This is a genomic window from Candidatus Cardinium sp. cBcalN2 (assembly GCF_022810445.1).
GTDB lineage: Bacteria > Bacteroidota > Bacteroidia > Cytophagales > Amoebophilaceae > Cardinium.
This window is the reverse complement of the sequence record NZ_JAACGD010000043.1, coordinates 1-13,212: the sequence shown is the minus strand read 5'-3', so window position 1 is coordinate 13,212 and position 13,212 is coordinate 1. Positions and strand designations below refer to the sequence as shown.

Annotated in this window: 13 protein-coding genes; 2 read left to right on the top strand and 11 right to left on the bottom strand. The window is 37.5% G+C overall.

The window, feature by feature from the left end:
- Positions 1-153 precede the first annotated feature (153 nt).
- The 11 genes from gldN to tgt all read right to left on the bottom strand — a co-directional run bounded on the left by gldN (position 154) and on the right by tgt (position 10,153).
- The gene (gene gldN, locus MUW74_RS01480; protein ID WP_243517293.1) at positions 154-948 is read right to left on the bottom strand and encodes a gliding motility protein GldN; all 795 of its coding nucleotides are present in this window, start codon (positions 946-948) and stop codon (positions 154-156) included.
- Between the two features lie 11 nt (positions 949-959).
- Positions 960-2,540, bottom strand: coding sequence for a gliding motility protein GldM (gene gldM, locus MUW74_RS01475; RefSeq protein ID WP_243517290.1), 1,581 nt, complete (start codon positions 2,538-2,540; stop codon positions 960-962).
- A 50-nt stretch (positions 2,541-2,590) separates the two neighbouring features.
- Positions 2,591-3,301, bottom strand: a complete 711-nt coding sequence (gene gldL / locus MUW74_RS01470; protein WP_243517287.1) for a gliding motility protein GldL — start codon at positions 3,299-3,301, stop codon at positions 2,591-2,593.
- A gap of 50 nt (positions 3,302-3,351) precedes the next feature.
- Complete coding sequence (locus MUW74_RS01465; RefSeq protein ID WP_243517284.1) at positions 3,352-4,287, bottom strand: SUMF1/EgtB/PvdO family nonheme iron enzyme; 936 nt, start codon at positions 4,285-4,287, stop codon at positions 3,352-3,354.
- A gap of 246 nt (positions 4,288-4,533) precedes the next feature.
- Complete coding sequence (locus MUW74_RS01460; protein ID WP_243517274.1) at positions 4,534-5,217, bottom strand: cell envelope integrity protein TolA; 684 nt, start codon at positions 5,215-5,217, stop codon at positions 4,534-4,536.
- The gene (locus MUW74_RS01455; protein ID WP_243517271.1) at positions 5,214-5,612 is read right to left on the bottom strand and encodes a biopolymer transporter ExbD; all 399 of its coding nucleotides are present in this window, start codon (positions 5,610-5,612) and stop codon (positions 5,214-5,216) included. Before MUW74_RS01455 ends, MUW74_RS01460 begins: the two co-directional genes overlap by 4 nt.
- 32 nt (positions 5,613-5,644) lie before the next feature.
- Positions 5,645-6,262 (bottom strand): MotA/TolQ/ExbB proton channel family protein, encoded by a 618-nt coding sequence (locus tag MUW74_RS01450; protein ID WP_243517268.1) that lies wholly within the window; start codon positions 6,260-6,262, stop codon positions 5,645-5,647.
- 207 nt (positions 6,263-6,469) lie between these two features.
- Positions 6,470-7,129 carry a hypothetical protein gene (locus MUW74_RS01445; protein ID WP_243517266.1) on the bottom strand — a complete coding sequence of 220 codons (660 nt, stop codon included), beginning with the start codon at positions 7,127-7,129 and terminating at the stop codon, positions 6,470-6,472.
- An 84-nt stretch (positions 7,130-7,213) separates the two neighbouring features.
- On the bottom strand, positions 7,214-7,774 hold the full coding sequence (locus tag MUW74_RS01440) for an NAD(P)H-dependent oxidoreductase (RefSeq protein WP_243517264.1): 561 nt from the start codon (positions 7,772-7,774) through the stop codon (positions 7,214-7,216).
- A 164-nt stretch (positions 7,775-7,938) separates the two neighbouring features.
- Positions 7,939-9,018 (bottom strand): LptF/LptG family permease, encoded by a 1,080-nt coding sequence (locus MUW74_RS01435; RefSeq protein ID WP_243517262.1) that lies wholly within the window; start codon positions 9,016-9,018, stop codon positions 7,939-7,941.
- A 10-nt stretch (positions 9,019-9,028) separates the two neighbouring features.
- Positions 9,029-10,153 (bottom strand): tRNA guanosine(34) transglycosylase Tgt, encoded by a 1,125-nt coding sequence (gene tgt / locus MUW74_RS01430; RefSeq protein ID WP_243517295.1) that lies wholly within the window; start codon positions 10,151-10,153, stop codon positions 9,029-9,031.
- 286 nt (positions 10,154-10,439) lie between these two features.
- Between tgt and lptB the strand changes: the two genes are divergently transcribed.
- Both lptB and gatB read left to right on the top strand, forming a co-directional pair.
- Positions 10,440-11,171: an LPS export ABC transporter ATP-binding protein gene (gene lptB, locus MUW74_RS01425; RefSeq protein ID WP_243018528.1), complete on the top strand. Its 732-nt coding sequence runs from the start codon at positions 10,440-10,442 to the stop codon at positions 11,169-11,171.
- 322 nt (positions 11,172-11,493) lie between these two features.
- Positions 11,494-12,951 carry an Asp-tRNA(Asn)/Glu-tRNA(Gln) amidotransferase subunit GatB gene (gene gatB, locus MUW74_RS01420; protein WP_243517259.1) on the top strand — a complete coding sequence of 486 codons (1,458 nt, stop codon included), beginning with the start codon at positions 11,494-11,496 and terminating at the stop codon, positions 12,949-12,951.
- The last annotated feature ends 261 nt before the right edge of the window (positions 12,952-13,212 follow it).

Genomic DNA, 13,212 nt, shown 5'->3' with positions numbered 1-13,212 from the left:
CTTAAGTTGACGCCATTGCGTGAACGGATACAAAAATAGTATGATATTTAATAATCAAAAAAATATAAACGCTTAAGTTGACGCCATTGGCTGAACAGTTACTTGTAAACAGCTACATTCCTTTGTAGCACTGGGTTATAACAATACCATAGGCTAATGTTCAGACATAAATTCCTCTAGTTCCACATCAATTTCTACTGCCATCTTCTGCGAAGCAATGAGCCCTTGTCCGTCGCCAGGTTTTTTTTCATAGATTTCATCTACAGTAGCATCACCTAAGTTGCTTACCTTTATAATCCTACTACCAGGCAAAAATAATCTAAGGTCAAAAGCATCTGTCCAGGTTAAGTTTTCTGCAGCGTTAGCTGCGTTGTACCAAGTAACCAACTCAAAAGGAAGCTTGTTAAAATAATCTATTATATCTTTGTACTTAAACGTAGCTATGGTATGATCTAAATAGGTAGGGGGATTATTTCTGCCAGGAACAATTAATTGAATAGATTCAATATCATACTCTTGCCTAGCAATGATTTTATTGAAAATTACATGTTCTACTAATCTTAATGTGGAAATTTGATGTGGAAAAAATTCATGAGAAGTGTTTGGTGCAGTAGCCTCTTCATCTGGAATTTGTAAGTTTTTCAAAAAGGCGGTTTCGGTCATTACTTCTGTCAGCGTATCATCCTTGTAAGGAAGCAATAATTTATTTTTTACACCATCTATGATCACTTTAGAAATCTCTTTGCCACGCATAAAACATGGTTGATTTTGTTTCTCATCTAAATAAATTTCTCTCCAAACTTTTCTTGCATATAAAATATAGACCCTTGGAATTGGCCGAGTAGCATGCGGATTGTAGCTTTGAGACAAATGATCTACACGACCATAGGATGGGAAATGGGTGACCAACCAAACAAGTAGAACCAAAAATGACTGTTTTATAAACATATGGTATACAATTAAGTAATTAAAATGTTGAAGCAAGATTTATCTATAATAGTTTCAACTTCATTTTTAAAGTTTTGCCTTTCTATTTTTTTTATTTCTATAACCAATCGATCACCTGGCTTGGCAAGCGACGCAATGGCGTGTAAATCTGCAACGCTATGCGTGACGGTTAAGCTATGAATAGGCCGACTACCTCGTGCTAAGGTAACCACCCATTCTGCTACCCGATACCTGGCATCTTTAGGTAAAAAATCTTGAAAATGTTTGTTAGGTACTACGTTCACTTCAAGTACCCTGGGCCCGGGTGCAGGAAGCCCTGATTTCATGTCAATGGCTTTATTTTTAGTGGTGATACAAATTTGTGGAGTAGGAATATCTTGTACCATAAAAGATTCTGTACCTATTAAATGGGCTTGGTTATATACAGTTATTTTAACCTCTTTAGCCTTAGGAATCACTGTGATTACTCCTTTTTTAGCGCTAGGTGTTATTTGGCCACCTGTTACCTTAAATTCAGGTTTATAGGCAACCCCCAGAGAAGGAACTTGAATATCTAACTCGTTACCGCAATTGCGATACAGCGATTGTACCGTAGCTGCTTTTACTTGAATGACTGGCTTGGCAACTAAATAAGGGATTTCTTGTGTAATAATCGATTGCTTACCCCCAGGTAGCTTCAATTTTATAGCTGCTTTAAAAGTTTTTTTAGCGAATCCATGACTGTCATAGGTGCCAGGAGTGGCTGTAAAAGAGATTTTTCCTATTCCTTCTTCTACTATAATAGGTTGGTCATCGATAAACATCTCTGGAGAAACAGCAGAAGAAGAGGCTGCTAAAATTAAATCTGCTTCATACCGACTGCCAGCGGCAACAATATAGGATTTCGTGTTGGCTAGTAATTTAAGCGTGTCGAATCTAACGTCAGACGAGCCAATCGTATCGCCTAATGTGCTAATGGCATCGGCTTCTGTAGCTACTACGTCAGCAGCGAACTGACTTAATGTAGCCAATGCAGCGCCAAGAGGGGTATGACCAAAGTTTAATGCCACAAAATCTTTTTGAGCTTGGTTGGGATTATGACTAAAAAACTGATGATCTTTTGCATCACAAGCAATAGAGGTATAAGGTTTATTGGCTAGCTTAGACAGTTGTACTATATAGTTCTTTAACTTACTTTTTAGTATGTTCCCTTCACCTTTATGGAACATAAAATGGGCTACTGTAGCCTCGCTTTTGAGACCTTTAGGTAACTGAGTAGCCTTATCTAGCCCCCCCTCGGCATCAATGAGCTGTTTTTTTAAACCATCAATATAATCAACCAAGGCTACCGTGTCTTGATGCATAGCAGTCACTTGTCGGAGTATGGTTAGGTCTGATGGACGATTGCCCATGTCGCTAACTGCATTTTTTAATGCTTGAATCGAACGTTGATTTTGTTTTAATTGAAGCCTTCTACTATTATCAATACTGTTACTTAGTACGATGAACTTATCCAATACGCTAGAGCTGACCTGTAGTGCCAACATGGCTGTTAGCACCAAGTAGATCAATCCTATCATTTTTTGCCTAGGCGTTAACTTTCCTTTAGTCATAACACTTAACAATTTTATCAGGAATGATTGCTTAATAGCTTATACACTACTTAGCTTTTAAAAGCGGTTAATGTCTTAGCATATATTGCATTCAAAGCAGTTATTTTTTCATTTAGTGAAGAGAGCTCTTGCTTAAAATTGATCGCTTCTTTACCGGCTATTTCCATAGCTTGTAAAGTGGTTTCTAAATGGTTATATAACATACTAGTCTGTGTAGCCTGTTCTTCCATACGTGCCAAGGCTTTTTTGTAGAGGTCGTTCATGGAGGTTAAGGCATGAGCCATATCTCCAATCCCTTGATTCGCTTGCCCTACATGATGAACATATGCTTCTGTAACTTGACTAACATTAGCAAAAGAAGGAACATTAGCCATATTCTCTGAAAAACGACGCATAGTAAGCGCTAAGTTTTCTAATAAAGAGTGATCTATGGAAGCTTTTTGCAAACATTCATCCAACTTTTGCGTAATGGTAGAGATCTTGGGACCATTATTGGGTAAAGTAGGTCTATAATTAGGGGCTAATTCAGGATATACGCGCGACCAATCTATGGCTTGTTCCTTAGGTTCAAAGGCCCCTAAAAGAAAAATTAAAGCTTCTGTTGAAAGTCCAAGCCCTAACATGATGTTGCCTCCAGGTAGGTTCAATAGCTTAAACATAGCTCCAAATATTACAATAGCAGCACCAATATTGTATATAAAGGGCATTATGTCACTATAAAATTTATCTTTAAATTTAGTATTTACTAGATGATGTCTCATGGTATTTTTGAATTTTAAATAGTCAAAAAGATTATGGCTACCATAAAAAGTTACAGAGCAGACATAACGCATCTAAAGCCAATATAAGAGCGCGCCACCTCTTTATGCTCACAATCATAAGCACCTGTTTGTAACGAATAGGCATAGTCTTTCCAAGAACCACCTTTAATCACCCTAAATAGACTGTCTTCTTGATCTCTATCGGGAGAAAGCATGGTCCCGCTCTTATGTATTAACAAGGGACTGTATTGATCTTCACACCATTCTGCCACATTACCCGCCATATCATAAAGCCCATAGGCATTGGGTGGAAAGGCCTTTACTGGCGAAGTATACGTGTAACCAGATGCTGCATAGTCTCCCTTGGTAACCTGAAAATTAGCCAGAAGTTTACCTTTTTGATCTCTTACAGTAGGTCCCCCCCATGGATATTGCCCAGATAGACGTCCTGCTTTTGCAGCATACTCATATTCAGCAGCAGTAGGTAGTCTAAAATCAGGAGAGGGAGGTAACCCATTAGAGGCTAAATATTTGTTCCTATAGATAGAACGAACACGGGCAAATTGTTGGGCTGCTTCCAAAGTAATGCCCACTACAGGATAATTAGCAAAACGAGGATCTGTACAATAGTTTTCGCCAAATGAATCATCCATAAACATAAAAGGAAAATCTTTTTTCCAAACGGTTATATCAGGGATTAGTTTGTTTTTGATATAGGCTTCTTCTAACCCATATTCCCCTGGATTAGCTAGAACGAGCTCTAGAAACCTTTGGTATTTTGCATTGGTAACTGGTGCTACATCTACATAGAGTGGCCCAACAGTTGTAGTTTGTGTAATATTGGTTTTGGCAACGACGCCTTGATTAACCCCTCCTCCCATTAAAAATGTACCTCCTGGAATGAAAACCATATCTAATGGAATATCTTTTTTCCATTTTAAATTATTATGGTGACCTATAAATTCTCCTTGATCATCATGAGCCATACCGCAACTACCCATTATCGTGTAAGTAAAGCATAATAATAAGCAGAACCTCATGATAGATTGGAAGGGCTTGGGTAAAAGGAATTTGTGAGCAGGCAAAAACATAAGCATATATTTTACGAATAAGATGTTTTTTAACGAACAGACTTTACAAATCTAGTAACTTTTTTGCTTTTTACAAAGCTGCTATAGAATTAACCTTTATTAGATGACTCTTAATCAATTTTTTTATCATAATATATTACTTTACTTTACGACTAGTATAAAAGTAACCTTACCGGTAGAAATATGAGCGCTATGATCAGTTGTTTTACTAAAGGTGAGGCCACGCAGTGCATCTGCATAGATTTTTTCTACCATAGGGGTAACTGTTTTTTCAATGGTTTGAATAGAAACAATTTCACCATTTTTATCTACCTTAATTTCAAAAACTATTTTACCAGATTCTTCTGTAGTATCATTTGGATTAGGGACTACATCCCAATCCCAACCTCTTAATTCGAGGCTAGCCCCTGTTTGTTTGGTGCCATTTTTAGTTGTCTTGTATAAGCCACGTTCATCTATTATTATGGGGTTGTTATGGGATTTGGGAATTTTTTCTGCTGTTTTTGTAATACTTGGTTGATTTTGGTATCGGCGCTGTGGGCGCACAGAACTACGTTTTAGCCTATTCTTAGATATTGTATCACTTTGGTTCTCTAATGCATTGGCTAGTTGTGGGTATTGCTGCGTTTCACTTTGAATAGCTTGATGCTTTTTAGGTATGTAAGCAATAGTGGATTGTAAACCAATTCTATAAGCTTGGCCACTAGATGCGCTTGGAACAGGCATAGACCTTATAGAGTAGGCTAACCCTAGCATCAATAGATGTAACCCGATCGATAGAGCTATACTTTGTCCATTAGGAGACAATAAAGCGTTATTTTTCATGGTTTATGTTCAAACTCCGTTGCTATGGAAACAGCAGCTCCTAACCTATTAGCTATATCAGCTACTTTGACCATATGGGCTATAGCCAGCCTTTTATCTATGTGTAGTACAACAACTTTAGTTGATGTCTTGGTTAGTGCGTTTTGTAACACATGATCCAGTTGATTAAAAGTAACTCGTTTCCCCTCTACGTAATAGGCTAATCTGGTTGTAATAGTTACATTGATTGGCGCAGACGCTGTTTTTTCATTGGTGCTTATGGGTAAGTCAACGGGAAGCGCTTTAGGGCTATAGCTTGCTGTAATCAATATAAAAATTAATAGCAAAAATATAATATCAGTCATAGATGCCATGCTAAATGAGGGATCTATTTTATTTTTTATACTGATTTTCATTTTTTATCTATTCTAGAGTAGGTTGCTATACTTTATCTAATATTGGCTAAAAAAAGATTGACTATATAGTTCAATTTTGCTGTAGCCTTATTGATCTGGGCAATGCAATAGTTATAACCTAAATAAGCTATAATGCCAACCACCAACCCTGCCACGGTTGTAACCATTGCTTCATAAATGCCACTTGAAAAAACTTGAGAGGATAGATGGTGCTTTTCTTGGGAAATAGCCATAAATGTTTGGATCATACCGGTAACGGTACCTAAGAAGCCAATCATAGGTGCTGCTCCAGAAATAGTAGCTAATAAAGAAAGTTTTTCTTCTAAAAAAGATAGCATTCTACTAGACTCGCTCTCTAAAATCAATGCAATATTTGAAGCTTGTCGTTTCCTTATACCCTTACTCATTACTTTTTGTATAATATTATCTTGCTGGCTACATAAATGGGTTATTTTTGAGAGGTCTCCTTCGTTTAATTGCGTTTCTATTGCTTCCAAGAAACTGGTGGGAAAATTTAAGTATTTGCGATAGATCAATAAACGTTCTAATATTATGTAAACGCTCATTAAAGATAATAAGGCGAGCGGAAACATTAACCAACCACCTTTTAAAAGAAGGCCTAAGAGGGTGTGTGCGTTGTAAATATGCATAAAACTATGATACACTATAGTAGATCTTTTTGAAAGGCTACTTTTGATGCTAAGTTACAAAAGTAGTCAGTACTTAAAATCTTGATGTAGATCTAGCAGGCTGAGCTTTTTTCTCTTTATTGCTACAAACCTGGCAGCATAAGAAAAGCCAAAAAGCAGCCTGGCATGGACAAAAAATTAAGTTTAAATTAAAATAAATATAAAGAGTTAATACTTAAAAACAAATATGTTACTATATTTTGCCTGCAATTTGAATGTTGAGTTAAATGCTTTAAGTTTCTCATCTGCTTCATATTCGGTCTTACTATGTCCTATCGTAACACGATAGTACTTTTCGCCTTTATCGATTCTAGGTAAGATAAGATAAACACCTAAGTTTTTTCTGATTAGCTGTTGCACTTCTTTCATAGCAGATGGCTTGTCTAAATGGTTGAAAACTACCAGGTGATATATGCCTTGGGGTCCCTTTAATTCTTGATAGGTCCCTGGTTTTACCAATGGCTTATTTTGTTTGGTTGCTAGCTTTTTTTTAGTCGCACTAATACTCTGTTTTACCCTAGGTTTTGTACTATCATTAGTATTTGTGCTTGTTCCTGCTGCAGTCGTTTGCTTACACGGGGCAGACGATGATCTAGTAGAATTTTTGGCCTGATCTATAGTATTACTATTATCTCGTGGCTCAGTGGGCAGAAGCGTTTTTTTTGAATCAAACGATTTCCAGTAAAAATTATAACCTACTTTTCCTGCAATAAGAATGACTACAATGGCTACAACAATCAAAAGAGGCCATATAACTTTCTTTTTAGGTAGCCCTTGAAAATCTGGCTTAGGCAACCCGAATTTATTATCCATATAGTTGGTAGACATACTAAAAAATTTTTAAGTAAAAGGGAATAAAGAACTTGTAAGCGCGTTTTTTCTTTTATGGCAATATAGTAAAGAAAAAAGAAATTAAGCCAAAATTTGTTGAACCAACTGGCAAAGATCGCTATAAGATTCTGCGAAGAGTGGGCACATATTACCCGTTGGACTATTTTTAATTTGTATACGATTGGCGCTAAAATTTGAACCAAAAAGCATGTCTAACTTATGGAGTGGATAACGGAATAACAACCCGTTTTGTTTCTCATAATCATGATCATGACCATGATTATGAGCAGGATCCATGACAATTGCTATTAACCTACAGAAGGTATAGTTGTTTTTCTTTGTATGGGTAGAAAGTAATTCTATAAAATTATCTAACCCAATTGGTACCATATTGTTTTGTTCTGGAAGAATGAGTACCAACTTTTCTATTATGGACAAGGTATCTTCCAAGGCAGTTAACTTTTCTTCTTTAATTTTTAAGGGCTTAGTGTAAGAAGATTGTATGAACTGTTCTAAACCGACTGTTTCTAATGCTGTATCACACCCTTTTGCTTCTAAGGCACCTGCACACCAACAACTAAAATTTTCTGGAAAAGAATTACCCGGCTCAGTTGCGGTGAGAATAAGCACCTTGGTTTTCATGGTGTGGCATTTGGTTAAACAACGCTATATATACAATAGGCAATAACATAATAGCAACAAGATTTGCACGAATATAGCAATTATTTGCGCAAATAAAGTAATGAATTTGTTTATTAAGTGTTTTACTCTGGTATGAATAGTGTGTAGTAACCATTCCAATACTACTACTTGGGTACTAGTCGATAAAATATGGTACATAGAATAGCAAAGATAATATTAGGTAGCCATATCTCAAGTATGGGATGTTCACTTTGTGTTTCTGCTACAATTTTGGCAGATAAAAAGAGGACTATATACAAACAAGCCAGTACAAAGCCTAAAGTAATGCGTCTCCCTATTCCCCCTCTAGGTTTATGTACAGCTACTAAAAACCCCAATACAATAAGAATGATAATGGCAAAGGGTGTCATATATCGAATATGTTTCTCTGCTATAAAAAAACGGACACTTTCATTACCTTTATAGATCAATTTTTGAATGTGAAAATCTAATTCAGGCAAAGTTAACCCCTCTCTTAGATTAGGATTAATAGAAAAATCTTCTGGATCTATATCCAAGGAAATGCGTAAATTATCACCTGATGTAAGTTCCTCATAGTTTGGAAAAAGAATCCGCTTCTCCCAAGATTGTAGCATCCATGTTTGTTCCTTGGCTAGCCATCTTATTTTTTCAGCATGTAGCCGCTCTACTAACGCATGATCTTTAAAGGTATCTAAGCTTACATCATACCCCGTATTATTGTAACCATGGTATTTCCTAATATAGAGGTATTGATCAGGCCCTACCTTGAGTTGCAGGTAGTCTGATCGATCAGAGAATCCCATATCGAAATCGAGATATTTTGTTTCAAACTTAATGCGTTCCTTATTGGCACTGGCCAATAACCAACCTGTTAAATAAAAATTGGCTCCGGTAAGTAAAGCGGCAATAATCATATAAGGTGTTAGGATACGGTTAAAACTAATACCCCCGCTTAATAGGGCAATAATTTCTGATCGTCTGGATAGTCTAGTGGTTACCCAGATCGTGGTCCCAAATACAATAATAGGAGACAACAGGTTTACCATGTAAGGCATTAGCACACGATAATAATTAAATATCTCACCAAAAGAGAGGTGATGCTTTTTAAAGCTGCTTACATTTTCTGCTGCGTGAATAATGATAATCAGCAGGGTAAAGATGGTGAGCGTAACCAAAAAAGTGGAAAAAAACTTTTGGAAAATATATCGATCTAGTAGCTTCATTTTGATTTAGTTAGATTTTTTCCATGATGGTTGTAAGCATGTCGTTTTTCCATGCAACAAAGTTATGCTGCTGAATTTTTTCTCTAGCTTGACGCACCAACCATAGATAAAAATTTAAGTTGTGCACGCTGGCCAGTTGAGCACCTAATAGCTCTTTGCAAGTAATCAAGTGGCGCAAATAGGCTTTTGAGTAATAACCACTAACTGGGCCACCCAACGCAGCATCTATAGGACTAAAGTCATGCTTCCATTTTTTATTTCTAATGTTTATTATACCTTTTGTGGTAAATAACGTACCATTCCGTCCGTTACGAGTGGGCATGACACAGTCAAACATATCTACACCTAGCGCAATACATTCTAAAAGATCACGTGGCGTACCGACACCCATCAAATAGCGTGGCTTAGAGCTGGGTAAAATCGAACAAACCAGTTCTGTAATTTCATAGAGTTGACCGTTAGGATGACATACGCCTCCTATGGCATTACCAGGCCTATCGGCTGCAGCTATGGTTTCAGCCGATTGTATGCGCAAATCTTTATAAACACTACCTTGCACAATTGGAAACAGGGTTTGATGGGCATACTGCTCGGTTAAGGTATTATCAAAATAGGCTATTCCTCTTTTGAGCCAACGATGGGTCCGTTCCATAGAAGCTTTTGCATAATTATAACTACAGGGATAAGGGGTACACTCATCCAATACCATCATAATATCAGAACCAATGCTCCGTTGAATATCCACCACACTTTCGGGGGTAAATAAATGCTTAGATCCATCTGTATGGGAACGAAAGGTAACCCCTGTTTCTGTAAGTTTGCGGCTATTGGCAAGAGAGTAGACCTGATAACCCCCGCTATCTGTTAATATCGGACGATGCCAACCCATAAAAGCATGGAGTCCTCCTGCTTTATCCAATACCTCAGTGCCTGGACGCAGATAGAGATGATACGTATTGCCTAAAATAATATCGGCATCCAACTGGTCCTGTAATACTTGCTGGGTAATAGATTTTACCGACCCTATGGTGCCTACTGGCATAAAGATAGGCGTACGAATGGTTCCTCTACTGGTAGTGATTAGCCCTGCCCTAGCCTTGCAATATGGATCTTGATCTTCTACTAAAAATTGCAATGCAGTATGCATGTTTATGTTTAATTGCGTAACCTATCCAATCAAATTAGGCTTTACCTACTTAACTAAAGTTCTTGTTGGATTTGGGGTTAAATATATGCTTTTTTACCTTTATACTCGATCAAAGATTCTCAGAACTGAGGCTCAATAGTAGTAAAATCCATATTTTCTCTTAAATTAGGGCCAAGCACAAAACAATAGTAGCTACTTTTTTACACAGGGGCTTGATTTTTGAGCCTACTTTCGTTATGCAAGCGTACGATACCAATTCCTTACAAATATTTCTATGCAACTTCGTGCTGATTCATTAATCAAAGAATACAAAGGTCGTAAGGTAGTAAAGGGCATTTCACTGACGGTTGATTCTGGTGAAATTGTGGGACTACTTGGTCCGAATGGAGCCGGTAAAACCACTACTTTCTATATGACGGTTGGCCTTATCAAACCCAATGGCGGCAATATTTATTTAGATGATAAATGCATTACCCGATTGCCGCTATATAAGCGTGCGCAAAAAGGTATTAGTTATTTACCTCAAGAGGCCTCTGTGTTTAGAGAATTAACGGTGGAGGACAATATCATGGCTGTATTGGAAATGCGTGGTCTTTCCAAACAAGCATGCAAAGAAAAGTTAGATAGCTTGTTAGAAGAATTTAGTATTACCCACATACGGAAAAATAAGGGGAATGTGCTTTCTGGAGGAGAACGTCGCCGTACAGAGATAGCCAGAGCATTGGCTACTGAACCTAAATTTGTTTTACTAGATGAGCCTTTTGCAGGTGTAGATCCTATTGCTGTAGAAGAAATCCAACTGCTTATAGCCAAGCTTAAGCACAATAATATTGGGGTGCTTATTACAGATCATAATGTAGATGAAACGCTTTCAATTACCAATAGGGCTTATTTGATGTTTGCAGGTACTTTACTTAAAGCAGGTACTGCAGAGGAATTAGCAGAAGATGAGCAAGTACGAAAACTTTATCTTGGAGAAAAATTTGAACTAAAACGTTACGACTAACGGGGTCAAAGGTGCTTGTAACTTACTTTAAGGAATTTTTAAAGCTACTTTTTTGTTGATAAAAAAGTAGCTTTAAAATCAAGCGCTGATGAAAAAAGTTACTCAAAGCACAGTTTAAAGCTGGAAACACAGGAGCTGCGCTGCAATTCGCCCCCTACAACTGTTTTGCGTTTCATCTGTAAACTGCGCTTTCTGATCGTAACTTTTTACAAGGGCGCGTTTTTGCTTTTTGTGCATAGCCCCTATCACGCTCCTGAATAAAATGGCCTTCTATAGCTGATCTTGACAAGGCGAAATATATCTCGTAAACCAGAAAAAACCTATGGATGAAAGTATAAAAGAGCAATATCAAGTAGTTATTGGGTTAGAGATTCATATTCAATTACTTACGGATAGTAAAATGTTTTCCTCAGATAGAGCAGAATATGGTTCCCTCCCTAACACGAATCTTAGTCCTGTTACATTGGCCTATCCTGGTACCTTGCCTAGGGTAAATAAAAAAGCCTTTGATTATGCTATAAAGTTAGGGTTAGCTTGCCAGTCAACTATTACAGATTTAAATTTCTTTGCAAGAAAAAGTTATTTCTATCCAGACTTACCAAAAGGTTTTCAAATTACACAAGATACTACTCCTATTTGCCGCGGTGGATTTGTAACTATTTATTCAAATGAAGGGGAAGAAAAAAAAATTGCACTCATCCGTATGCATCTAGAGGAAGATACCGGTAAATCTCTACATGGCATGGTGGAGGATATTACCTTGTTGGATTATAATCGAGCAGGTACACCTTTGTTAGAATTGGTTACTGCACCAGCCATCACAACAGGAGAGGAAGCTTATCAGTTTTTATCTGAAATTAGAAAACTGGTTCGTTATTTAGATATCTGTGATGGTAATATGGAAGAGGCTTCTCTGCGTTGCGATGCCAATATTTCAGTAGCCTTAAAAGAATCTAAGCTGTTGGGTACCAGAGTAGAGGTTAAAAATATGAATTCTATGCGTAATGTTCAGCTGGCCATAGCCCATGAAATAGAACGCCAAATAGCATTATTAGAAGCTGGTGAGCCAGTCATAGCAGAGACACGTCACTTTCAAGCTACTTCAGGTGAAACCCTTACTCTTCGTGCCAAAGAAACAGCTAGCGAGTACCGGTATTTTCCAGAACCAGACATACCGCCTATATGGGTTTCCCAAGAATGGATAGAAAGCATTCGCAAGACCATGCCTTTATTGCCAAGAGCTTATTTTAAAAAATTTATAGAGGTATATGGTCTTTCCTATTACACTGCTTCTGTACTTACTGAAAACAAGGCGTTTGCAATCTTATTTGACGAACTATGTGGCCATACTACCTACTACACAGCTGCAGCGAACTGGTTGCTAGGTCCTGTTAAAGGCTATCTTAATGAACTTTCTCTATCTTTAGAGAGCTTTCCCCTGACTGTAGACCGTTTTGTAGCACTGATCACATTAGTGGAAAGTGGCATGGTCAGTTTTTCTGTTGCAGCTAGCCAAATCTTTCCTATCTTATTGCAAGACTTAGAGATAACCCCCATGGCGCTTGCAGAAAAGTTAGATCTGATACAGGATAATGACCAGGTTAATCTAAAAGCGCTAGTTGAAGAGGTACTCACCGCTTATCCAGACAAAGTAGCTGCTTACAAAAATGGAAAGTCAGGTTTACTAGCCATGTTCATGGGGGAGATTATGAAAAAAAGTCAAGGGAAGGCCAATGCATCACTAGTTAGTAAGTTCTTAGAAGAAGCGCTAAATAGTTAATATCACACTATTTTTCTATTGCAACTGTAAAGGCGACTTTTGGTATCGATTCGCTACTGTCGCAGAAGTGCACCCAAAAAAGGCTCCTTGTAAAATAGTTGCAGCCAGAAAACATAGCATTACAGATGCAAAGAAAAACAGTTGCCAGGGAAGTTGAAGCGTGGATTCTGTTTTTCCAGTTGTAACGCGCGCTTTCCCTAACTTTTTACAGCGGGTTTGATTTTTTGTCCACTTTCTTATGAAAAAAAAGTAAGATAAAAA

Coding starts and splice junctions, on each gene's coding strand:
- gldL (WP_243517287.1), bottom strand. CDS start 3,301: ATGAGACATCATCTAGTAAATACTAAATTTAAAGATAAATTTTATAGT.
- gldM (WP_243517290.1), bottom strand. CDS start 2,540: ATGACTAAAGGAAAGTTAACGCCTAGGCAAAAAATGATAGGATTGATC.
- MUW74_RS01450 (WP_243517268.1), bottom strand. CDS start 6,262: ATGCATATTTACAACGCACACACCCTCTTAGGCCTTCTTTTAAAAGGT.
- MUW74_RS01440 (WP_243517264.1), bottom strand. CDS start 7,774: ATGAAAACCAAGGTGCTTATTCTCACCGCAACTGAGCCGGGTAATTCT.
- MUW74_RS01455 (WP_243517271.1), bottom strand. CDS start 5,612: ATGAAAATCAGTATAAAAAATAAAATAGATCCCTCATTTAGCATGGCA.
- gldN (WP_243517293.1), bottom strand. CDS start 948: ATGTTTATAAAACAGTCATTTTTGGTTCTACTTGTTTGGTTGGTCACC.
- MUW74_RS01460 (WP_243517274.1), bottom strand. CDS start 5,217: ATGAAAAATAACGCTTTATTGTCTCCTAATGGACAAAGTATAGCTCTA.
- MUW74_RS01445 (WP_243517266.1), bottom strand. CDS start 7,129: ATGTCTACCAACTATATGGATAATAAATTCGGGTTGCCTAAGCCAGAT.
- MUW74_RS01435 (WP_243517262.1), bottom strand. CDS start 9,018: ATGAAGCTACTAGATCGATATATTTTCCAAAAGTTTTTTTCCACTTTT.
- gatB (WP_243517259.1), top strand. CDS start 11,494: ATGGATGAAAGTATAAAAGAGCAATATCAAGTAGTTATTGGGTTAGAG.
- lptB (WP_243018528.1), top strand. CDS start 10,440: ATGCAACTTCGTGCTGATTCATTAATCAAAGAATACAAAGGTCGTAAG.
- MUW74_RS01465 (WP_243517284.1), bottom strand. CDS start 4,287: ATGGCTCATGATGATCAAGGAGAATTTATAGGTCACCATAATAATTTA.